This window comes from Pseudoalteromonas sp. Angola-4 (assembly GCF_028599265.1).
Classification (GTDB): domain Bacteria; phylum Pseudomonadota; class Gammaproteobacteria; order Enterobacterales; family Alteromonadaceae; genus Pseudoalteromonas; species Pseudoalteromonas atlantica.
Map to the genome: position 1 here is coordinate 75560 of NZ_JAQREK010000018.1, position 22561 is coordinate 98120.

The 22561-nt window shown below is 41.0% G+C and carries 17 protein-coding genes; 7 read left to right on the plus strand and 10 right to left on the minus strand.

The window, feature by feature from the left end; all coding sequences use genetic code 11:
* Positions 1-19: 19 nt before the first annotated feature.
* A complete protein-coding gene (gene add / locus PSH48_RS17470; RefSeq protein WP_273611965.1) occupies positions 20-1021 on the plus strand; it encodes an adenosine deaminase in 1002 nt (333 codons plus the stop codon).
* A gap of 47 nt (positions 1022-1068) precedes the next feature.
* Here add and PSH48_RS17475 read toward each other — a convergent pair whose 3' ends face one another.
* The 4 genes from PSH48_RS17475 to PSH48_RS17490 form a co-directional block, all read right to left on the minus strand.
* Entirely contained in the window at positions 1069-1485 is a 417-nt protein-coding gene (locus PSH48_RS17475; RefSeq protein WP_004588969.1) for a CBS domain-containing protein, read from the minus strand.
* Between the two features lie 162 nt (positions 1486-1647).
* Positions 1648-2361, minus strand: a complete 714-nt coding sequence (fre, locus tag PSH48_RS17480; RefSeq protein ID WP_273607460.1) for an NAD(P)H-flavin reductase — start codon at positions 2359-2361, stop codon at positions 1648-1650.
* Positions 2362-2464: 103 nt separating this feature from the next.
* Positions 2465-3931 carry a 4-hydroxy-3-polyprenylbenzoate decarboxylase gene (gene ubiD / locus PSH48_RS17485; protein ID WP_273611966.1) on the minus strand — a complete coding sequence of 489 codons (1467 nt, stop codon included), beginning with the start codon at positions 3929-3931 and terminating at the stop codon, positions 2465-2467.
* 136 nt (positions 3932-4067) lie between these two features.
* Positions 4068-4361 carry an MliC family protein gene (locus PSH48_RS17490; protein WP_273611967.1) on the minus strand — a complete coding sequence of 98 codons (294 nt, stop codon included), beginning with the start codon at positions 4359-4361 and terminating at the stop codon, positions 4068-4070.
* A 133-nt stretch (positions 4362-4494) separates the two neighbouring features.
* Here PSH48_RS17490 and PSH48_RS17495 point away from each other — a divergent pair, with 133 nt between their 5' ends.
* Both PSH48_RS17495 and PSH48_RS17500 read left to right on the plus strand, forming a co-directional pair.
* The gene (locus tag PSH48_RS17495; RefSeq protein ID WP_273606662.1) at positions 4495-5406 is read left to right on the plus strand and encodes a DUF808 domain-containing protein; all 912 of its coding nucleotides are present in this window, start codon (positions 4495-4497) and stop codon (positions 5404-5406) included.
* Positions 5407-5521: 115 nt separating this feature from the next.
* Positions 5522-7480, plus strand: a complete 1959-nt coding sequence (locus tag PSH48_RS17500) for a S9 family peptidase (RefSeq protein ID WP_273611968.1) — start codon at positions 5522-5524, stop codon at positions 7478-7480.
* A gap of 49 nt (positions 7481-7529) precedes the next feature.
* On the opposite strand, the gene PSH48_RS17505 is transcribed toward PSH48_RS17500, so the two are convergent.
* The 3 genes from PSH48_RS17505 to PSH48_RS17515 form a co-directional block, all read right to left on the minus strand.
* Complete coding sequence (locus PSH48_RS17505) at positions 7530-8471, minus strand: tetratricopeptide repeat protein (RefSeq protein WP_273611969.1); 942 nt, start codon at positions 8469-8471, stop codon at positions 7530-7532.
* Positions 8472-8564: 93 nt separating this feature from the next.
* Positions 8565-9965 (minus strand): M20/M25/M40 family metallo-hydrolase, encoded by a 1401-nt coding sequence (locus tag PSH48_RS17510; RefSeq protein ID WP_273611970.1) that lies wholly within the window; start codon positions 9963-9965, stop codon positions 8565-8567.
* A 151-nt stretch (positions 9966-10116) separates the two neighbouring features.
* Complete coding sequence (locus tag PSH48_RS17515; RefSeq protein ID WP_273611971.1) at positions 10117-12195, minus strand: TonB-dependent siderophore receptor; 2079 nt, start codon at positions 12193-12195, stop codon at positions 10117-10119.
* A 206-nt stretch (positions 12196-12401) separates the two neighbouring features.
* Here PSH48_RS17515 and dbpA point away from each other — a divergent pair, with 206 nt between their 5' ends.
* Positions 12402-13790 (plus strand): ATP-dependent RNA helicase DbpA, encoded by a 1389-nt coding sequence (gene dbpA, locus PSH48_RS17520; protein ID WP_024032054.1) that lies wholly within the window; start codon positions 12402-12404, stop codon positions 13788-13790.
* On the opposite strand, the gene PSH48_RS17525 is transcribed toward dbpA, so the two are convergent.
* Positions 13791-14354, minus strand: coding sequence for a DNA-J related domain-containing protein (locus PSH48_RS17525; RefSeq protein ID WP_273611972.1), 564 nt, complete (start codon positions 14352-14354; stop codon positions 13791-13793).
* 75 nt (positions 14355-14429) lie between these two features.
* Between PSH48_RS17525 and PSH48_RS17530 the strand changes: the two genes are divergently transcribed.
* Positions 14430-17243 carry a tetratricopeptide repeat-containing hybrid sensor histidine kinase/response regulator gene (locus PSH48_RS17530; RefSeq protein ID WP_273611973.1) on the plus strand — a complete coding sequence of 938 codons (2814 nt, stop codon included), beginning with the start codon at positions 14430-14432 and terminating at the stop codon, positions 17241-17243.
* A 223-nt stretch (positions 17244-17466) separates the two neighbouring features.
* Here the strand turns inward: PSH48_RS17530 and rho are convergent, their stop codons facing one another.
* A complete protein-coding gene (gene rho, locus PSH48_RS17535; protein WP_004588958.1) occupies positions 17467-18726 on the minus strand; it encodes a transcription termination factor Rho in 1260 nt (419 codons plus the stop codon).
* A 182-nt stretch (positions 18727-18908) separates the two neighbouring features.
* Positions 18909-19235 (minus strand): thioredoxin TrxA, encoded by a 327-nt coding sequence (trxA, locus tag PSH48_RS17540; protein ID WP_004588957.1) that lies wholly within the window; start codon positions 19233-19235, stop codon positions 18909-18911.
* A 91-nt stretch (positions 19236-19326) separates the two neighbouring features.
* On the opposite strand from trxA, the gene rhlB reads away from it, so the two are divergent.
* Both rhlB and gppA read left to right on the plus strand, forming a co-directional pair.
* The gene (rhlB, locus tag PSH48_RS17545) at positions 19327-20604 is read left to right on the plus strand and encodes an ATP-dependent RNA helicase RhlB (protein ID WP_054983731.1); all 1278 of its coding nucleotides are present in this window, start codon (positions 19327-19329) and stop codon (positions 20602-20604) included.
* A gap of 44 nt (positions 20605-20648) precedes the next feature.
* Positions 20649-22142, plus strand: coding sequence for a guanosine-5'-triphosphate,3'-diphosphate diphosphatase (gppA, locus tag PSH48_RS17550; protein WP_096040975.1), 1494 nt, complete (start codon positions 20649-20651; stop codon positions 22140-22142).
* Positions 22143-22561: the final 419 nt, after the last annotated feature.

The window sequence follows — 22561 nt, forward strand, 5'->3', positions numbered from 1 at the left end:
ACCTAACCGAGTCGCTATTATGATAAATAAAAAATTACCTCTGCTAGATATTCATCGTCATTTAGATGGCAATGTACGTGCGCAAACCATACTAGAGCTTGGTCGACAGTTTAATATTACGCTACCTGCTGATAACGTAGAGGCGCTTATCCCTCATGTGCAAGTTATTGATCCTGAGCCTGATTTAATGGCTTTTTTACAAAAGCTCGACTGGGGGGTAACGGTACTGGGCGACTACGACGCCTGTAGACGCATTGCAGTTGAAAACATAGAAGATGCTCAAGCGCAGGGACTTGATTATGTAGAGCTTCGCTTTAGCCCGTATTATATGGCACAAAGCCAAGGCTTACACCCGCAAGGGGTGGTTGAGGCCGTGGTTGATGGTATTAAATCGGCTACTCAAGGCGTAAATATTAAAGCAAACTTAATTGGTATTATGTCGCGTACTTACGGTGTTAAAACCTGCCAGCAGGAGCTTGACGCATTACTTGCCTTTAAAAATGATTTAGTGGCGATTGATTTAGCCGGAGATGAAATTGGTTTCCCGGGAGAGCTTTTTGTCGAACAATTTAAGCAAGTAAGAGACGCTTACCTGGCCGCTACCATTCATGCCGGTGAAGCGCTGGGTGCAGCGAGTATTTGGCAAGCCATTAATGAATTAGGTGCAAGCCGTATAGGCCATGGGGTAAAAGCAATTGAAGACCCTAAACTAATGGACTACCTGCGCGATAACCGCATTGGTATTGAGTCGTGCTTAACCAGTAATATTCAAACCAGTACCGTAAACGATTTAGCTAAACACCCCCTTAAACAGTTTTTAGATCACGGTATTTTAGCGTGTATTAATACCGACGATCCGGCTGTAGAGGGCATTGAAATTGAGCATGAATATTTAGTGGCTGCGCCAAAGGCGGGTTTAACACAAGCCGATATGCATAAGGCGCAAGCTAATGCCTTAGAGATTGCATTTTTAAGCGACAGCGATAAAAGCGCATTAACTGCGCTTGCTGCAGCACGTTAAACACGCTTAATACAAAAAATGCCGCTTATTAGCGGCATTTTTTTATGTTAGCTTACTTTTGTTTGGCAGCTCACGTAATTATCAAACAGTGCTTTTAATACATCGCTTCGGCCAATCAGCCCTATCACGGTATCACCCTCAACAACGGGGTAGTTTTTTGGCTTTCCTGTTTTCATTTGCTCTGCAAGCTCGATAATGTTGGTATCGGCATTAACGGTTACAACCTCGGTTTGCATAAGCTGCGAAACTTTTACAACGCCATCGCAAAAATAGCTGCTTCGCATTAATGGTTTTAACAGCTCTTGCTCAGATATAAAACCAACCAGCGATTTATTGTCATCAAATACTGGTGCACCTAATAAGTTAAACTTTTGCAGCTCACTAATGGCGGTGGTCATTTCGGTATTTGGGGTAATGTGTGGCAACTTACGTTGCATAAAATCTTTTACTTTTGTATTTAACATTTGGGTCTCTCCCGCTGATGTTCTATACAAAGTATGGTTTATAGATAGGAATTTAGGAAATTGTTTATACTGATTAAAGCAATAGGTTATACCAATTAATAGCTTAAATTTGATAGAAATAACAAAGGCGCCATGGGGCGCCTTTGTATTATAAATAAAAATTTATTTTATAAACGCGAATGCATCGGCGTACATGTTTTCGCGAACAGCACCGTGAGCAATAAAGTCATCACGGACAATGCCAATCATGTCAAAGCGACCAGCCATATAAATATCGTAAGGTTCTAACGACACAATATCTTGCATTACTGCTTTGTGTACAAACCCAGTGTGGCCTTGCCAATTAGCAGATGGGTTTTCTACAACAGGAATAAATTCAAAGTGCTCGTTACTCTCTGCCCATGCTTGCATTTCGCTGTGAGCATACAATGCAGACTCTTCTTTAACACCCCAGTAAAATAGTACCGGGCGGTCGCAGTTAATTTCAGCTAAGTGATCAGCCATTGATTTTGCATAAGAAAAACCAGTGCCGCCAGCCAATAAAATAATAGGGCGCTCGCATTGTAGACGTAGTTGCGATACACCAAGGCCAGCTTCTATATCTACCGGTGTATTATTTTGATGCGCATTACGCAAATGCTCAAGCGATTGCATTGCGTATGAATCGGCTTTAGATGCGCCAATATGAAGCTCTATTTCATCACATTGCGATGGACGACTTGCAATCGAAAATGCGCGCTTGTCTTTTTCGCCAAGTACAAGTTGCATGTATTGGCCAGCTTCAAACGTAACAGGTTGTTGAGGCTTTAAAATTACTTTATGAACAAATTCTGTAAGTGGGCTGATGGCAACAACTTCAGCTTTTAATGTTTGCATTTTTTACCTTTTAGCAGCGTTTACGCAGATATGCAGTTAAGTGGAGCAATATTAACATATCTGCGGGGTTATTTTATAGCCTGTTTATATTCACTTAGCGTGCTTAAAGTATATCGAGACTTTGCCAAATTTCGTCAACACGATCTTTTGTTGCTTTATCCATGACAATTGGCTCGCCCCATTCACGGTCGGTTTCACCTGGCCACTTATTTGTTGCATCCATGCCCATTTTTGAGCCAAGCCCAGATACCGGCGATGCAAAATCGAGGTAATCTATTGGCGTGTTTTCAATTAATGTGGTGTCGCGTGCAGGGTCCATACGGGTAGTGATGGCCCAAATAACATCGTTCCAGTCACGGGCATTTACATCATCATCGCAAACAATAACAAACTTAGTGTACATAAACTGACGTAAAAACGACCATACGCCCATCATGACGCGCTTAGCATGGCCTGGGTATTGTTTTTTCATGGTTACCACGGCCATACGGTAAGAGCAGCCTTCGGGTGGCAAGTAAAAGTCGACGATTTCTGGAAACTGCTTTTGCAATATAGGCACAAACACTTCGTTTAATGCCACACCTAAAATAGCTGGCTCATCAGGTGGACGGCCGGTAAATGTACTGTGGTAAATTGGGTTTTTACGGTGTGTTAAATGGGTCACTGTCATCACAGGAAAATCATCAACTTCATTGTAATAACCAGTGTGGTCGCCATATGGCCCCTCGGGAGCCATTTCGCCAGGCATAATGTAGCCTTCAAGTACTATTTCGGCACTGGCAGGGACCTGTAAGTCATTTGAAATTGACTTAACCACTTCGGTTTTACTACCGCGCAGTAACCCAGCAAAGGCATATTCACTTAACGTGTCTGGCACAGGTGTAACCGCACCTAAAATAGTGGCAGGATCAGCTCCTAATGCAACCGAAACTGGGTACGGTTCGCCGGGGTTTTCTTTACACCATTCTTGAAAATCGAGTGCGCCACCGCGATGCGATAACCAACGCATAATTATTTTATTTTTACCTAATAGCTGCTGGCGGTAAATACCCAAATTTTGGCGCTTTTTATAAGGCCCTTTGGTAACAGTTAAACCCCAAGTAATAAGGGGGGCGGCATCTCCAGGCCAACAATGTTGTATAGGCAGCTTAGTTAAATCTACCTCGTCACCTTCTAGAATAACCTGTTGGCACGGTGCTTTTTTAACTTCTTTAGCCGGCATATTGAGTACTTGTTTAAATACCGGAATTTGCCCTAGTGCTTCTTTAATCCCTTTTGGTGGCTCCGGCTCTTTTAGAAAAGCGAGTAGCTTGCCAACTTCACGCAGCTCGCTTACATTTTCTTGGCCCATGCCCATAGCAACGCGCTTAGGTGTACCAAATAAGTTTGCAAGCACAGGCATACTGTGACCTTTTGGGTTTTCGAACAATAATGCGGGGCCTTTAGCACGTAATGTACGGTCGGCTATTTCGGTCATTTCAAGATACGGGTCGATTTCTTGAGTAATACGTTTAAGTTCGCCTTTTTTTTCAAGCAAATCGATAAAATCACGTAAATCTTTATATTTCATGGTAGGCCGCTACTAAGCAAAAAGTGAAAGTATTATACCCAACTAAACAACAAATGCATGCGCAGTTGTTTAGCGTAAAAACAGGCTATTTATTACGATGAGAAAAAAGAAAAAGTTTAAATCGCGAAAGACAAAATTATAAGGCGTCGGCTTGTTGAAGTTGGCAATGGTATTTATTACCTGAAACAATCAACATCGCTTCATCGGCTTTAGACCAAAATAGCACTCGCTCATTAATATACTTTAACCCTGATGCGCTCGGCTCTTTATTAAGCGTATATGTTTGCTCATTTAAAGTAAGTGTTGCCCCCGCTCCTTGGTGGGCTAATTCTACTACGCGCTCGTTGCATAAGTAGTGGGTACTTTTAGACTCATTACTACAGGCTGATAAAACCAGCATGCTTGTAAAAATAACCACCAATGCTTTCATTTATATCCCCTAAGTAAGTTTGCCATTGATAAAAATCAGTGCGTTTAATCAGCATAACAAAGCAAAATTAACCGTTGGTGAAAATTACGGATTACGCTATGTTGATAGCATTATTTTTTAGCTAGGAAGCAACATGGCAGGCATTAACCTTTTAACATTACTTGATGATATAACCACCTTACTTGATGACATTGCCACAATGAGTAAAGTCGCCACTAAAAAAACAGCCGGTGTACTTGGTGACGACTTAGCACTTAATGCTCAGCAAGTTACAGGGGTTACAGCCGACCGCGAATTACCCGTAGTTTGGGCTGTGGCAAAGGGCTCATTTTTAAATAAAGCCATTTTGGTGCCTGGTGCATTGCTCATAAGTGTATGGCTGCCTTGGTTAATAACCCCGCTGCTAATAATCGGTGGCTTATTTTTATGTTTTGAAGGCGCTGAGAAAGTATTTGCTCGGTTTTTACCTCACCCCGAAAAAGAGGCTGATGAGTCGCTACAATTAGACCCAGCTGAGTATGAAAAGCAAAAAGTAAAAGGAGCCATACGCACCGACTTTATTCTCTCAGCCGAAATTATAGTGATCACCTTAGGAACGGTTGCAGGTGCCACACTTGTAAATCAGGCGCTTGTACTGTGTGTTATAGCCGTATTAATGACTATAGGTGTATACGGCCTTGTAGCCGGTATTGTAAAGCTTGATGACGCGGGGTTGTATTTGCTTAATCAATCAAAGGTGTCGGCTAATAAATTTAAAGAGATGCTTGGTAAGGGGCTATTAGCTGCAGCGCCAAGGCTTATGCAATTTTTAGCCTTTGCCGGCACAGTAGCCATGTTTTTAGTCGGTGGCGGCATTTTATCCCACGGTATTGAGCTACTGCATCATTGGCAATTAGAAGTAATAGCCATAGGTAAGTCGTTATTAAATGGCACCGGCGAAACATTAGCTCCCCTTATATTTGACGGATTACTAGGAGTAGTAGCAGGGCTATGCATTGTTATTCTGCATTTAGTTTGGAGTAAGCTTACTAATCCTAAGCATTAGATTTATAACCTTATTAATTTACGCCTGTTTACATAAAGGGAAGAAGTATGGTGTATATTTTTGTTAAAAGTATGTAACATAAAAGCTCAATCAAAAATAAATAAAAGGAACTTTAATGAATAAGTTTTTGGCTTGTCTGTCTTTATTGCTGGCCAGTATTTTTAGCTCTCATACTACGGCAAGTAACGACTTGGTACCGATAGAAAGCTTTAGTAAAGATATAGAGTTTGCAGGTGTGAAAATTTCACCTGATGGAAAATACTTAGCTGTAATTACTCGCCCTGAAGGAAAAAATGTATTAATGGTGCTAAGCACTGATACATTTAAAGTAAGTCATGCAATTAGGTTTCCTAATAATGCCCAAGTTGGCAATTATTACTGGGTAAACAATGAAAGAATTGTATTGGCTAAAGAGTACATTAAAGGCTGGAAAGATCATCCCGAATTTCATGGTGAGCTTTTTGGTGTAAATGCTGATGGTAGCCGAGGCAAATATTTAGTGGGTTACCAAGGTGAAATGCAAACAGGAACCCGTATAAAAAAAGCGACACCCATACTAGGTACTTCTTATGTACTAGACCCGCTTATTCATGATAGGCGTAAAATGCTGATCCTGACCTACCCATGGAGCGCTTCAAATGAGCCGCATACAATAGTTTATGAAGTTGATATTTACAGCGGAAAGCGAAAAAGAGTCGCTCGCTCACCATCAAGAATGGCAGGCTTTTTAACAGACCATGATGGTAATGTGCGTGTTGCTGTTTCAAATGATGATTATATTAATCAAAAAATTTATACCCGTGAGAAGTCAGGTGGTGAATGGCAACAGCTTGATTTAGGAGAGTTAAAATACACTGATATTAGCCTCCATGCGTTTGATAGTACGGGGGCTTCTGTTTATGTTACAGCGTCAGAAAATGGCGAAGCAAAGGGGCTTTATAAACTAAATTTAGAGAGCAAAAAGTTTGAGCTTTTGCATAAAGAACCACAGGTCTCTCCAAAAAAAGTGTGGGTAGATGAAGTTTCTAAAGAATTATTCGCAATTGAAAATGAGCTTGGCTATCCTGCCTATTCCTTTATAAATAATTCACATAAAAGTGAGCGCTTAAAGGCATTAATACAATCGCTTCAAGGGCAGCAAGTTCAGCTTGTTAGTAGTACTGAAGATGGTGAGAAGAGTATTATTTTTGCGTCAAGCGATACTAACCCTGGCAGTTACTACTTGTATGATGCCAAAAAGAATAGCTTACGCTTTTTGTTTGCGACTAAAAGCTGGATCAAGCCAAGTGAAATGGCTATAACCAAACCTGTAAATTATAAAGCGCGTGATGGCTTAACAATATACGGATATTTAACCATCCCTAATAATACTGATGAGAAAAACTTACCTTTAGTTGTTATGCCTCACGGTGGGCCTCATGGACCAAGAGATTGGTGGGGCTATGAGAGCGAAGCTCAGCTATTAGCCAGTAGAGGCATTGCAGTACTAAAAGTTAACTTTAGAGGCTCTGGTGGCTTTGGCCGTAACTTTGAACATGCTGGACATAAAAAATGGGGTGCCGAAATACAATACGACATTATTGACGGTGTAAAATATTTAATAGAGCAAGGCACTGTAAATAAAGATAATATTTGTATAATGGGCGCAAGTTTTGGTGGTTATTCGGCATTACAAAGTGCAATTTTAGAACCTGATATGTTTCAGTGTGCTATTGGTGTAGTTGGGGTGTACGATTTACCGCTAATGTTCGAAGAAGGCGATATCTCTGAACGTGACCGTGGACTGCGCTATCTTAAAAGCGCGCTTGGTACTGATGAGGCACTGTTAAAGCGTTTTTCACCTAGCTACAACATAGACAAGCTTAAAGCGCCAGTTTTAATTGTACATGGTGGGCAGGATGAAAGAGCACCTATTGAGCAAGCTGAGTCTTTAGTTGCAGCGCTAAAAAAAGAAAACCATCCTTACATATACGAGTTACTTGAAGATGAAGGGCATGGCTTTTATAAAGCAGAGCACAGAACGCGCTACTACAAGCAGGTACTTAACTTTTTAGATGAGCATATGACTTTCTAATTATAAGTATGAACGAAGATTGAAAGTGGCCAGTTAAACTGGCCATTTTTTATTTGCAGTTTGCTTTATTGCACATTTCCTCTAATTCTATTTTCGCTTTGCTATTACCTTGCGCTATTGCCTGCTCATACCAATGTTTTGCTGTTTGTACATTTTGAGTTACGCCTTGTCCATCTCGGTACATTTGCGCAAGATTGAGCTGCCCCCATTGCGAGCCGGCATTTGCGGCTAGAGTAAAACTCTCAAGTGCATCGCTATACTGTCCATTTTTAAAATACGTAATGCCCTGTTGGTTATTTTTGTCGAGCTTTAAGCCTTTATATAGCGGTTTTGGTTTTGGCGGAAACATTACAAAACCACCATATAAACTATTTGCTGAGGGGCGCAGTACGTCGTAAATTACCCCGTCGTTGTAAAGTCTTTTTACTTCGCTACGAGGCAAAGTAATTTTGTCATCTGAGAAGTAACCCCTTTGTACTAATAAGCTGGTACGCATTGCAGTAGTAATGCCTTTGTTGCGCTTATAGCTGTAGTTACTTACTTGAAACGTTATAAACTGCTCGTCAAAACTTAAAACTTGCGCAACTTTTAAGTTGGTGAGTGTCCAGGGCTCATGAGTAAATTTATCAGCGTGTACTAAATACGTATCGTAGGCTTTAGGGTTAGTTAAGTAGCTTTGCTTTAGCGCTTGCGCAGCAGCGTGTTGCTGGTAAAAAAATAGCCCCACCCATAACGCTAAAAATACTCCTATAAAGTATTTAGGTAGAGTGAAAATTTCAAACATCGGTAACTGCTTTAATTTTACAGGCGCATTATGGCCGCATTGATAGCATTCGTATCTATAGTTTAGTGCTAAAGGTAAAACAGGAATAACCGTAAAGCGTAAAAAACGACTTTGGTTTATTAGATGATAGGCGCGGCTATGGCAGTTAGGGCAGCACTGTGTTTGTGCAAAATGAGGAAACGACTGACTCGTATTGAAAAGCAACATGCCCGCACACTCCTTGTTTTATTTAATTTATATAAAGGTAAAACAAGGAGTGCGTTTATCAAAGCGACAAACTGTAAGTAAGTATGTCAGTTATTAGTTAGCCTGCGCTTTCGGTTGAATTGTTGTTTTGGCATCTGCTGCCATTAACGCAAATACAGCATACGCAGCGGTATTTTGGCGCAGTTTAGCAGGCGTTACTTTATCGAGTGTGTCATCAGCTGTGTGATGGTAATCAAAGTAATCAGTGCCATCTTGGGCCAACTCAAATATAGGTGCCGACACCGCTTTTTTAAATGGGATTAAATCCGGCCCGCCGTTAGCCTGGTTTTTACCAATGTACTCAATGTTTAACGCAGCCAGCTCTTTTGCTATGGCACGTACTACTGGCAGAGAAGCCGCATTAACATTTGACTCAAAACCATATACTACATCGGCGCCAAAGTCCGACTCAGCAGCTGCAACTATATTATGTAAATCGCTTTTATGTTGTGCAAAGTAAGCTTTTGCACCCCAAAGCCCAAGTTCTTCTGCTGCAAACAGTACAACACGAATACTGCGCTTAGGGCGTTTAACATCGCTAATGTGTTTAGCCGCAGCCATTGTTAACGCAACACCTGCGCCATCATCTAATGCGCCAGTGCCTAAATCCCACGAGTCTAGGTGGCCGCCAATCAACACATATTGTTCTGGGTTTTCGGTGCCATTAAATTGGCCTATAACGTTATAGCTTGTGCCTTCTCCTAGGCTTTGTGTTTGTACATTTATATTAACCGTTACCTTTTTGTTTAAAGCCACTAAGCGCGCTATTTGATCCGCATCAGGGTTGGCAATAGTTACGTTAGGTATTTTTTTAACCCCTTCTTTATAGTAACTACCGCCAGTGTGAGCAAAACGGTGGTGAGCTGTACTCACTGAGCGCATCATGTAAGCAACCGCGCCTTTTTTTGCAGCTTCAATTGCGCCTGTGGCACGTGCTTTTACTGCAGGGCCGTAACCGCTGCCGTCTATGTCGCGGTTCATGCGGTAATTAATATAGGCAATTTTACCGTCTAAGCTATTTGCTGGTGCTGCAATTAGCTCATCCAATGTTTCAAACAACACAACCGGTGCACTAATGCCATCATCAGGTGTGCTTACACTGTTACCCAGCGCAGTTAAATGCAGAGGCTGCTCACTTGGGGTGAGTATTTTTCCGCTTTCGCTATAACGGCGCCATTTCGGAAATGTTGCTTCTTCAAGCCATACTTTATCAAAACCAAGTTCGTTAAATTTTGCTTTAGCCCATGCTACTGCTTTTTTATCGTTTTCAGTGCCGGGTAAGCGAGGGCCAACCTCTGTTGTGAGTGACTCGAGTAGCTCGTAGCTCAAATGGCTTTTAAGTGCAGCAGTGCGCACCTTATCAACCTGTTGTAATTGCGTTGTGGTGAATTCTGTATTGTTTGCGCTAACGCTGAGGCTGCTAGTCATTAGTAGCGCTGTAATAATTTTTTTCATATAGAGTAAGCCTTTTTATAATTAAGTGTATTAGAGCACTTTTTAAAGGCTTTAAAAAATAGATGAGATGAATGCAGTGGTGTTTTTAATAGGCAGTAAAAAGCCCGCACAATTATTATTGGGCGGGCTTTATAAGTATAAGTTTTATAACTTAAAAGCTAAATTGAGCTGCTAGGCGTACATTTGTGCCTTCGCCCACGGTAACGTTGTTTAAGCCACCGCCGCCTAAGTAGTTTTCGTCTAATAGGTTTTCAATGTTTAAACGAAGGTTTACATCGGTTTTGCTTACTTTAAGTTTGTAAGTTGCACCTACATCTACTCGTGTGTAAGCATCTTTTACTACTGTGTTTGCACTATCGGCAAAGCGCTCACCTTCATAAAATGCACCGGCATTAAATGCAATGGTGTCGTTTAACTCATAGCGTGTCCAAAGTGATGCAGACCATTTAGGAGCATCAGTAGGGCGTTTACCTTGTAGGTCTTCGTCACGCTCAAAATTTGCATCTAAGTACATAGTTGATGCCATAACAAATAAGCGATCGGTAGCTGCACCTTGCGCGCTTAGCTCAAGCCCTTTATGGCGTTGCTCGCCTACTTGGTTTGTTTCAGAGGTAAATTCGCCCACTGGCACTTCAAGTGCTTCGGTTACTAAGGTGCCTTTTTTGCTAATATCAAATACAGCACCGCTTAACATTAGGCGGTCATCAAATAGTTGCCATTTAACACCAATCTCTTTTTGCTCAGAGGTAACAGCATCAAGCTTCATACCGTTGTTTATGTCAGTTTCGCTTACTAATGTATCGCTACCTTGTGGTTCAAAACCTTCTGAGTAGCTAGCATAAATAGTCGCAGAAAGGTTAGGGTGATAAAGCACACCTACTTTTGGTACGAACGACTCGTTATCTGCGCCTTCTCTATTTTGCTCATCGTAACGGCCACCTAATGATACTTGCCACTGTGGCGAGAAAGTAATTAAGTCTTGAACGTAAATACCGTAGTAGTCGTATTCAGTTTCGCTAATAGTATCATCTGATTTATAGCTTACTGTTGGGCGGCTTGGCTCGTTTTGGCCAGCGGCAAAATCAAAATACTCTGCTGATGTACGGCGTTGCCCGTAATAGTAATCTAGCGAGTTTGCACCAATTAAAAACTGATGTTGTAAACTACCGGTTTTAAATTCGCCAACAAAATCAATAAATGCGGTTTTAAACTGCCAATCGTCAAAACGGTCGTAAGGGCGTGACTCATAGCTATCGCCTTCTACAAATGTGCTTGGCTTACGAGGTGCAGACTCAAAACGCTGGCGCTCAAATGTTTGCTCGTTGTAACCAAGCTTAACTTGCCAGTGATCGTTTAAGTACACTTCAAAATCTACGCCTAAGTTTTCTACCGTTATGTCGGTAAACGCCCAAGACATATCGCGAATGGTTTTGTCATCGCCAATCACATTAGCGTTGTCATCTATCCATGCACCTGTATCAAGGCCTGCTTCGTCGTCTGTGCGGTCGTAATGTACACGTACTAATGCGTTGTCGCTTAAATCGTAACCAACAATTACAGCACCTAAAAAACGGTCGCGTTCACGGTTTTCGCCGTTTTGGTATTCGCGCCAGTAATCAACATCTTGTTTTACTAAAATACCGCGTGCACGTAAATCTTCAGCGTCGGTAAGTGCACCAGCTGCGTCTAGCATAAAGCGGGTAGAGCCATGTTGGTCTACATCTGCACTGGCGTTAAATAATGTGGTTGCTGTAGGCTTTTTTGTCACCATGTTAATCAAGCCACCTGGACCTGATTGTCCGTATAAAATACTTGATGGGCCTTTAATAACTTCTACTTGTTGTAGAATTTCAATCGGTTGCTGGTAGTGAGACCAATGTTGGTGCCCGTCACGTAAGTAGCCTGTTGAAGAGCTAAGCTCAAAGCCGCGTAAGTTAAATACTTCACGGTTACGTTGTTGAGAGCCGGCAGTTAAACTTGCATCGTTAGTAAGTACTTCGCCAAGGGTCGTTGCTAATTGCTCGCTAATGATTGTATCGCTAATAACAGTGACTGATTGCGCTGTTTCTAACAATGACGCTGATGTTCTCATTGCTCCGTTGGCGTTGTCGACTTTGTAGTCGTTAAAATAACTACCTTTAACTTCAATTCGCTCTAAGTCAGTAGGGGCGGCAAAGGCGCTTGTGCTAATGGCACCAACAAGTGCTACGTACAGTGAGTTTAGTTTCATCAATTACATCCAGTGTTAGGGTGTTAAAATTTTTCGAGGATCTTAATGAAAACTAGTATCATTTGCAACTTTTTTATTAACAAGGATTAACGCATCGTAAAATAATGCACATCGGGTATTAATGGTTGCCTAACCTGAATTCTGCTATTATAGAGCCATATTTTGGGGCTAAGCCCTGTGTTGTTTTTATTATTTTGGAATTTATTGTGACTTCTACTGCATTTTCATCTTTGGCTTTACCTGCTGGTTTAGTTGATAATTTATCAACACTTGGCTACTCGCAAATGACGCCTGTACAAGCGCAAAGCTTACCGCCGGTTTTGGCAGGTAAAGATATAATTGCGCAAGCAAAAACCGGTTCAGGTAAAACAGCTGCTTTTAGTTTAGGTGTGTTAGCTAAATTAAATGTAAAACGTTTTCGTATTCAATCGCTTGTACTTTGTCCAACGCGCGAACTGGCCGAGCAAGTGGCAGTAGAAATGCGTAAACTTGCCCGCGGTATTCACAATATTAAAATATTAACGCTATGTGGTGGTGTATCAATTGGCCCACAAATAGGCTCGCTTGAGCATGGCGCGCACATTATTGTGGGTACACCTGGGCGAGTGGACGATCATATTCGCAAAGGTACACTGCGTTTAGACGATGTTGAAACGTTAGTACTTGATGAAGCAGATCAAATGCTTGATATGGGCTTTCAAGATACCCTTGATGCAATTATTGAGTGTATACCGCAAAATCGTCAAACGTTGTTATTTAGTGCAACCTTTCCGCGTGCAATTGAAGCTATTGCAAAGCGCGTATTAAAAAATCCAGAGATGATAAAAGTAGAAGAAGAGCAAGAAAAAAGCACAATAAAGCAATACTTTTACAAAATGGATAACAACAAACAGCGTTACTCAACGCTTAAATTATTACTACTTAAATTTACACCACAAAGCTGTGTTGTTTTTTGTAATACCAAGGTAGAAACACAACAAGTTTGTGATGATTTAGCAAGTGAAGGCTTTAGCGCAGTGGCGTTGCACGGTGATTTAGAGCAGCGTGATCGCGAGCGTACGTTAATTCATTTTGCTAATAAAAGTGCCTCGATATTAGTTGCTACCGATGTTGCCGCGCGTGGCTTAGATATTGACGACATGGACATGGTAATAAATTACCATTTAGCACACGACCCACAAACCCATGTACACCGTGTAGGGCGAACAGGCCGAGCGGGTAAAAAAGGCATTGCATGCTCTATTTACGGTGAGGCTGAGCAGTTTAAAGTGGCGCAAATAGGCGACCATTACGAACGAGACTTTTTGCCGGAGCCTATGCCTGCTTTTAGTTTATTAGAAAAGCCGCCTTACAAGCCTGAAATGGTTACCCTAATGATTGACTCGGGCAAAAAGCAAAAAGTGCGCGCTGGTGATATTTTAGGTGCACTTACTGGCAAAGATGGTGTTGCAGGGCGCCAAGTAGGTAAAATAAATGTACTCGATAACGTTGCCTTTGTAGCCGTTGAGCGCAATGCATCAAAACCTGCGCTACGTAAATTAACCGAGGGCAATATTAAAGGGCGTAAAATTCGTGCCCGTCGCCTTACCCGTTAATTACGTGTTTTGAGCAGCTAGCTTTAGCTGCTCATACTCGGCTCTTATTTGTCTAAATTTACATGCACTTCCAGTTTGCTTATCGGGATGATGTTTTAATGCCAACTGCCGCCAGCGCTTTTGTAGCATAGCCAGGCTAAAGTTTGGCGGTAGTTGCCAAGCCTTAAGTAATGGCTCAATTTGCCCAACTGGTTGCTTTATTAGTGGATTAAATTGCTGCCAAAAACTATCTAATAATGCCTCTATGTCTTTGGCACTGGTGTCGTAGTTTTCCCAGTTTAAATAGTAACTTTTTAAATGGGATTGCGTTGCTACATTGCTACTTGGCTCTACAAGTTCAATATGTAATGACGATATAATTAAGTGCTTGGGTAATAGCTGTGTTTGCAGCTCAAATAAAGCATTCATAATTAAAAAATTCTTTTTAAATAAATTTTGCTCAGGGTTTGCATCTAAAGGTGGTAGCACCCCTTGTTGAGCGAGTGTTGCAGCTAAGGTATGAACTTTCCAAACACGCTGAGTTAAAAGTAGCTCAAAAATCTCATCAATCAGGGGGTTAAGCATTGTTTGCACTCGTTTTGTTGTGTATCTTCAATAAAGATTACACTGACTAAAGCTAAAGTTTGAAGGAATAATATTATGCAAGGCAAATTGAAGTGCCTTTTATTTGTTTTATGTTGTGTGTTCATACTGCCAAGCTTTGCTCAAAATAGTGTATCTTTATTTGATGAATTTAAAAAAGAGCAGCAGTGGGACGTAAAACTCACGCTCGGTAATGCGCTGCTTGAAGCAAAAAATATCACAGAATCCCAAAAGGTCAGTGTGTATTCTGAACTTGCCGATTTAGCCTTCTCCTCAGATGATTTTGAAAATGCCCTGCTGTATTTTAAAAAATTAGAACAGCACACTTCCTTAAACTATCTACCAGATATGCACTTTAGAGCCATTAAAATGCAAGGCGTTGTGTTTTATTTTCAGGGATATTTTCAGCAAGCTATTGTTGAATATAGCCGCGCCATGGTGATTGTTGAAAAAAACAATAAGCAAGTAGAGCTTGCAAACCTGCTAAGTAATATTGGTTTAGCGTACTTCGAAATGAATAATATGGAGCTAACGCTCGAATATTATTTAAAAGCAAAAGAGATTTATGAGAAAAAGGGCAGTGCTCAAGACCAAGCTGATATTTTGCTAAATATAGCAGGGGTGTACATAAGGTTATCGCGTTACGAAAGCGCCATTTTATTTTATAAAGAAGTACTTAAAGTTTATCAAAAATTAGCTGATACCAGCGGCATAGCGCAAGTTAACAATAATTTAGGGGTTGCTTACTACGAAAGTTCGCAATTTGATTTAGCGCTGCATTATTACCAAATGGCACTGCGCTATTATATTTCTACCAATGATTATAATAAGTTATCTACCCAATATACTAATTTAGCAAACATCAATTTAATTCTTAATAACGTGGATGTTGCCTACGAGCAAGCTAAATTGGGGGTGCAAAATGCCCTTAAAATTGCTAATCACAGCTTAGAGCTTAACGCCTTACATGCACTGGCTAAAATACAATTTGTGAGAGGCGAGCTTGCTGATTCGCAAAAAAGCTTAGATAAAGCAACCGATTTGGCCACACAATATAATAGTGTGCGTATAAAGCGCGATGCTTTTGGTACGCGTTCGCTCCTAGAGGCAAGCAAAGGCAACTACGCTGAGGCATTAACTCTGCACGAAAAGTTTGTAGCAGAGCAGCGCGGTATAAATAGCGAAACAATTACCAGCGCTTTAGCTGTACTGCAAAATCAATTTAAAGCTACTCAGTTAAATCAAGAAATTCAAAAGCTGAAGCAAGAACGAAAAGTACAAAAGTTAAAAATGAGCCAACGTTCGCAGCTTACGGTTTTTATTTTTGTTTTATTATTTTTAGTAATTGTAACGGGCACCGCGCTTTATCGTCGGGGCGCTGAAAAGCGTGCCAAGCAGTTATTAAAAGAACAAGTTGCGCAGCGTACAGCAGAGCTACAAGCTATTGCCCAAGAGTTGCGAGAAGCAAATGATGTTAAAAGCCAGTTTTTGGCAAATATTAGCCATGAAATTAGAACCCCGCTCACCGCTATTTTAGGCCAAACAGATGATTTAATTAATGGTTTGTACGAGCCTGAAAACCTACAAGATGAATTAAAAATAATTCAACGACATAGCGATCACTTAAAAAGTTTAATTAATGACGTACTCGATTTAAGTAAAATAGAAGCAAACAGATTAGAGCTTAATATTTCGTGCTTTGACATAGTGCAGCTAGTTAGCGATGTACATGCCATGTTTATTACGCAGGCTAAGGCGAAGCATTTACAAATTCGTTTTGATAACCATGTAGGCAATGCGTTTTATACCAAGCTCGATTTAATGCGGGTGAAGCAAATACTCATTAATTTATGTGCTAATGCTGTTAAGTTTACGCAGGCGGGGCAGGTAGTTGTGTCTTTAAACAAAACCGAGCAAGGGCTTGTTTTTATAGTGAAAGACACCGGTATTGGCATGAATTCATCACAGCTAAAACAAATATTTGAATGTTTTAGCCAAGCCGATAACAGTATTAGTCGCCGCTTTGGTGGCACCGGGTTAGGGCTTAGTTTGTCTCAACAGCTAGCCTCTATGATGGGCGGCTACATTAGCGTACAAAGTGAGTTTAAGCGCGGAAGTCAGTTTTCGCTGTTTTTACCCTGTATAGAAGTTGAAAAAGAGCCAGATGAGTACGAACATGTAAGCGCCGCTGAACAGGTTAAGCAGTTAACCGGGCGCGTAGTACTGGCTGAGGATCATCCTGATAATCGCAGACTCATAAGTCGTTATTTACGTTCTATGGGGCTTGAAGTTATTGCGGTAGAAAATGGCGAGCAAGCGGTTGAGAAGTGCCTACAAATATACCCAGACCTCGTGCTGCTTGATATACAAATGCCTATTATGGACGGGCGTGCTGCGTTTTCGTTGTTGCAACAGTGCGGTTTTCAAGCGCCTATTTTTGCCCTAACGGCCAATGCAATGAGCCATGAAGTTGATGATTATCTTGCGCTAGGGTTTACAGGGTATTTAGGTAAGCCATTAGATAAAAACGCGTTTTATAACACCCTTGCCCAGCATTTAGGTGAAGCAAAACAAGAGGCAGCCTATACAGCTAAGATAGACATGAGCGACTTAGTAACAAGTTTTAAGCAAAGCTTCACGTTTGAAAGCGAAACCATAAGTCAGCACCATAATAGTAATGACCTAGAGGCACTACAAAAAGACAGCCATCGTATTTTAGGCGCTGCGCAAATGTTTGCGTTAGACGATATTGCCAAAGCTGCTAAAAATCTCGATATGGCTTTACTCAATAAACAAAGCCAAAGTAAAGAACACATTCAAAAGCTTGTAGATCAATTACAGCGTGTACTTAAAAAATATAACGAGAGTTAATGATACCAATCGTGTTAGGTTATTAGACATTTATAGCGACAGATAAATAGAGTGGTCATAAGGCATAAGTTTTGACACCTAGTTGTTCTACATAAGAAATTTATAACGCCATTAACGCTTTATTTAGCATGCTAGATAGGCTAAATATCTAAGCCGATTGGTATTAGTCGTTTAAACATAAAAAAAGCGCCCTAGGCGCTTTTTTTATATAACGAAAACGCGCTTATTGGCGTTTCATTGAATCGAAGAATTCATCGTTCGTTTTGCTCATAGAAAGCTTATCAATTAAAAATTCCATTGCATCAATTTCTGACATTTCATGAACAATCTTACGTAAAATCCACAGCTTTTGTAGCTCATCTGGCTTAGTAAGTAGTTCTTCACGACGCGTACCAGAGCGATTAAAGTCGATGGCAGGGAATACACGCTTTTCAGCAATCTTACGATTTAAGTGTAGTTCCATGTTACCGGTACCTTTAAACTCTTCGTAGATAACTTCATCCATTTTAGAGCCCGTGTCGATAAGTGCTGTAGCTATAATTGTTAAGCTACCGCCTTCTTCAACATTACGTGCAGCACCAAAGAAGCGCTTAGGCTTGTGCAGTGCGTTAGCATCAACACCACCGGTAAGTACTTTACCTGATGAAGGAATAACGGTGTTGTAAGCACGCGCTAAACGGGTGATTGAATCAAGCAAGATAACCACATCTTTTTTGTGCTCAACTAAACGTTTTGCTTTTTCAATAACCATTTCTGCAACTTGTACGTGGCGAGAAGCTGGCTCATCAAACGTTGATGCAATAACTTCACCTTTAACGAGGCGTTGCATCTCGGTTACTTCCTCCGGACGCTCATCAATAAGTAAAACCATTAATGTAACATCTGGGTGATTGTGAGTAATTGATTGTGCAATGTTTTGCAGTAGCATTGTTTTACCCGCTTTAGGCGGTGCTACTAACAAACCACGTTGGCCACGGCCAATTGGAGATGCTAAATCAAGTACACGAGCGGTAATGTCTTCTTTACTGCCGTTACCGCGTTCCATACGAAAACGTTCGTTTGCATGTAGTGGGGTAAGGTTTTCAAAAAGAATTTTAGTGCGAGAGTTTTCAGGTTTATCGAAGTTAACTTCATTTACTTTTAATAAAGCAAAGTAGCGTTCGCCATCTTTAGGTGGACGAATAAGCCCTGAAATAGAATCGCCAGTACGCATGCTGAAACGGCGAATTTGGCTTGGAGATACATAAATATCATCTGGGCCAGCTAAGTAAGATGCTTCTGATGATCTTAAAAAACCAAAGCCATCTTGTAAAATCTCTAGTACACCGCCACCGAAGATGTTCTCTCCGCCTTTGGCGTGTGCTTTAAGAATGGCAAAAATGATATCTTGCTTTCTTAAGCGGGCTACGTTTTCGAGCCCCATGGACTCAGCTAAGTTTACAAGTTCTTTTATAGACTTGTCTTTTAATTCGCGTAAATGCATATTGGTGGGTTCTTTATTACAATTGTCATACTCAAAATCGCTTTGATAGTTGAGTGAGGTTTGTTGAATATAACTAAGGATTAGTTGGCTTTATAAACTAGCAGTTCACTGGCATAGCGTCCAGTCTTTATACAAAATAAACACAAAAAAAGGGCAAAAACGCCCTTTTTTTTAATTTTTACTTAGATATTGTTTTCTAAGAACTCAATAAGTTGAGTTTTAGAAAGCGCACCAACTTTCGTTGCAGCTACTTGGCCGTCTTTAAAAAGAAGCAGAGTAGGAATACCACGAATACCAAATTTAGGCGGTGTACCCGCGTTTTGGTCGATGTTTAATTTAGCAACTGTTACACGGCTTTCGTATTCATCAGCTACTTCATTAAGGATAGGGGCGATCATTTTACAAGGTCCGCACCACTCAGCCCAAAAATCTACTAGTACAGGCTTGTCTGATTGTAATACGTCAGCTTCAAAGCTATCGTCAGTAATTTGGATTATTTTCTCGCTCATTGCGCTCTCCGATTTAGTTAGGCGAAATATTTAGTGCGTATTTAAACACTCTTGTTTCTTATTGCAAGTTTAAACGTTATGCTTAAACGCTATGACTAAGACACATTTGACCGATAAAAAGTTTTCAGACTTTGCTATCGCACCGGAAGTGGTTGCCGGTTTAACCGAAAGTGGGTTTGAATATTGCACACCCATTCAAGCAAAATGCCTACCTTTTATTTGTGACGGACGCGATATCGCGGGCCAAGCACAAACAGGTACGGGCAAAACGTTGGCGTTTTTAACTGCCACGTGCCATCGGTTATTACAATCTAGCAAAGCACCTAGTAAACATCCAAGAGCCCTGATCATGGCCCCGACTCGGGAGCTTGCGATTCAGATACACAAAGATGCTAAAATTTTAGCGCCGCACTGTAATCTTAACTTAGGTTTAGTATATGGTGGCGAAGATTACGAAAAACAACGTGCACAATTAGAAAAAGGCGTTGATATTTTAATTGGTACTACAGGTCGCCTAATCGATTTGTACAAGCAAGGCTGTTACACCCTTAATGAAATTGAGGTAGTTGTGCTTGATGAAGCCGATCGTATGTTCGATTTAGGCTTTATAAAAGACATTCGTTACATGTTCCGCCGTATGCCAGATACAGCAGATAGATTAAATCTATTATTTTCTGCCACGCTTTCTTATCGCGTGCAAGAACTTGCCTTTGAACATATGACCAACCCTGAGCACGTTCAAATCGAGCCAGACGTTAAAACAGGTAAGCGAATTAAAGAAGAGCTATTTCATCCTTCTCAAGAAGATAAAATTAAGCTGCTATTAACTTTAATTGAGGAAGAATGGCCAGACAAAGCCATTGTGTTTGCCAATACGAAGCACAGCTGTGAAACAGTGTATGCCTGGTTAAAAGCCGATGGCCACCGAGTAGGTATGCTCACTGGCGATGTAAACCAGAAAAAACGCCAATCTATATTAGCGCAATTCACCAAAGGCGAATTAGACTTTTTAGTGGCAACCGATGTGGCAGCACGTGGGCTACATATCCCTGAGGTAAGTCATGTATTTAACTTTGACCTGCCAGATGATTGTGAAGATTACGTTCACCGTATAGGCCGTACAGGTCGTGCGGGCGCATCAGGTCATGCAATTAGCTTTGCATGTGAGCAGTACGCTTATAACCTGCATGAAATAGAAGAGTATATAGAGCACAGCATTCCTTTATCACATTATGATAAAACCGCATTGCTAGATGATTTAACAAAGCCTACTATTCAAAGAAAGCGCAACTATTCTACAGGCCCACGTAATCGTAGTAATAATAACGGACGTCGCCCAAATAATAGTTACCAAAAAGGACGGTCGTAACTCGGCCGTTACTGTACGTAGTAGTAACTAGAGGTTTTTGAACGGTGGGGCAATTTAAACCGCAAAAAAATGTGTATGCAGTCATTGATTTAGGCTCAAATAGCTTTCATATGCTAATTGCTAAATCAATTGCTGGCGGCCTACAAACTATAGGCCGCGTTAAACGCAAAGTAAGATTAGCCGCAGGGCTTGATAAAGATAACGTATTAAGCACTGAGGCAATGCAGCGAGGCTGGGAGTGCCTTGCACTTTTTGCTGAGCGCCTACAAGACATTCCAAAACAAAATATAACCATAGTAGCAACGGCCACATTACGTCTTGCGACGAATGCCGATGTTTTCAAAGCACAAGCCGAAAAAATCTTAGGCCATACTATTAATGTAATAAGTGGTGAGCTAGAAGCACGCACTATTTATAAAGGCGTAGCACACACTTCATCATGCACTGGCAAGCAGCTAGTTATTGATATTGGTGGTGCAAGTACCGAAGTCGTTATAGGTAAGGGTTTTGAGGCACTGCACTATAAAAGCTTAAATATGGGGTGCGTTACTTATTTAGAGCGCTATTTTAAAGATTGCCAATTAAGTGAAGCAAACTTTAACGCTGCTATCAAAGCTGCCCACGAAGTCATTGATGAAATTGCCCCTGAGTATAAACAAGCAGGTTGGCAAATTGCATCGGGTGCTTCTGGCACAGTGCAAGCGATTCAAGAAATAATGGTTGCGCAACACTTAGATGAACTACTCACCCTAGAAAAGCTAAATAAAATAAAAGAGCAATCAATAACGTTTAGCACTATCGCTGCACTAGACTTACCTGGTCTAAGCGAAGAGCGCAGATTAGTTTTTGTATCTGGTCTTGCAATCTTAATTGCGCTATTTGAATCGCTTGAAATTGAAAAAATGGGATTAGCTGGCGGTGCACTTCGCGAAGGTGTGCTTTACAGTATGGTGCCCGAGCTTCATAACAACGACATTCGTAAACGCACCGTTGATGGGTTTATGGACCGTTACCATGTTGATCAAAAGCAAGCTAATCGTGTATCGAGCTTAGTTATTCAACTGGCAGAACAAGTAGGTGAAAGCTGGCCGCTTGTTAGTGAAAATGCGTTGCCGCTTTTAAAAGCCGCAGCACAACTACACGAAATTGGTTTATTAATAGAGTACAAGCAATATCACAAGCACACAGCCTACATTATAGAAAACACCGATATGCCAGGTTTTTCACAATCTGAGCATAAAGTGATTGCAGCTGTTGCCAATGCGCATCGCTCCGATATTCAAAAAGGCAGCTTCGACGTTCTTGGTGCACATAGCACACTTACCCAATACTTAGTTAGGTTATTAAGAATTGCCGTAATATTATCGATGCGCCGACAAGACGACGTACTTCCTAAAATAGAGTTATCTGTAGAAAAAGACACCTTAGACTTAAAGTTTGCCAATAACTGGTTAAAAGAACACCCTCTTATGGCTAGTGAGCTACAACAAGAGTCTAAATTGCAAAGTAAACTCGGTTGGAAACTCATCGTAAACTAATATAAAAGGCCCGTAAGGGCCTTTTTAGTGTTTAAAGTAACCACTTTGCTTCAATTTCACGCGAACAGTCATTTATTTCAAGTTTTCTTCAAAAAAGGGTTGATCTGTTTTCGGATCTCCCTATAATGCGACCCCACTGAGACGGCAGAGCGCAACGCATAGCGAGGCACGAGCTACTCAGTGAGTTGAGTAAAACTTAGTTTTAAAAAACTTTCAAGTTTAACAAAATTAAGTGTTGACAAAAAAATAGGAAAGCGTAAGATGCGCAGCCCTAGCGAGATAAAGTTTAACACTTTAATCGCAACGTTCTTTAACAATATAAAGCAATCATCTGTGTGGGCACTCGTACAGATTGAGTTCTAACAGCCAAGCTTAGTTTACTAAGTGAGGCAAACAAATTTAGAGTCTCAATTGAAACT

Coding starts and splice junctions, on each gene's coding strand:
- add (WP_273611965.1), top strand. CDS start 20: ATGATAAATAAAAAATTACCTCTGCTAGATATTCATCGTCATTTAGAT.
- ubiD (WP_273611966.1), bottom strand. CDS start 3,931: ATGAAATATAAAGATTTACGTGATTTTATCGATTTGCTTGAAAAAAAA.
- PSH48_RS17475 (WP_004588969.1), bottom strand. CDS start 1,485: ATGTTAAATACAAAAGTAAAAGATTTTATGCAACGTAAGTTGCCACAC.
- PSH48_RS17495 (WP_273606662.1), top strand. CDS start 4,495: ATGGCAGGCATTAACCTTTTAACATTACTTGATGATATAACCACCTTA.
- PSH48_RS17505 (WP_273611969.1), bottom strand. CDS start 8,471: ATGTTGCTTTTCAATACGAGTCAGTCGTTTCCTCATTTTGCACAAACA.
- rho (WP_004588958.1), bottom strand. CDS start 18,726: ATGCATTTACGCGAATTAAAAGACAAGTCTATAAAAGAACTTGTAAAC.
- rhlB (WP_054983731.1), top strand. CDS start 19,327: ATGACTAAGACACATTTGACCGATAAAAAGTTTTCAGACTTTGCTATC.
- PSH48_RS17530 (WP_273611973.1), top strand. CDS start 14,430: ATGCAAGGCAAATTGAAGTGCCTTTTATTTGTTTTATGTTGTGTGTTC.
- PSH48_RS17510 (WP_273611970.1), bottom strand. CDS start 9,965: ATGAAAAAAATTATTACAGCGCTACTAATGACTAGCAGCCTCAGCGTT.
- PSH48_RS17525 (WP_273611972.1), bottom strand. CDS start 14,354: ATGCTTAACCCCCTGATTGATGAGATTTTTGAGCTACTTTTAACTCAG.
- trxA (WP_004588957.1), bottom strand. CDS start 19,235: ATGAGCGAGAAAATAATCCAAATTACTGACGATAGCTTTGAAGCTGAC.
- fre (WP_273607460.1), bottom strand. CDS start 2,361: ATGCAAACATTAAAAGCTGAAGTTGTTGCCATCAGCCCACTTACAGAA.
- PSH48_RS17500 (WP_273611968.1), top strand. CDS start 5,522: ATGAATAAGTTTTTGGCTTGTCTGTCTTTATTGCTGGCCAGTATTTTT.
- PSH48_RS17490 (WP_273611967.1), bottom strand. CDS start 4,361: ATGAAAGCATTGGTGGTTATTTTTACAAGCATGCTGGTTTTATCAGCC.
- PSH48_RS17515 (WP_273611971.1), bottom strand. CDS start 12,195: ATGAAACTAAACTCACTGTACGTAGCACTTGTTGGTGCCATTAGCACA.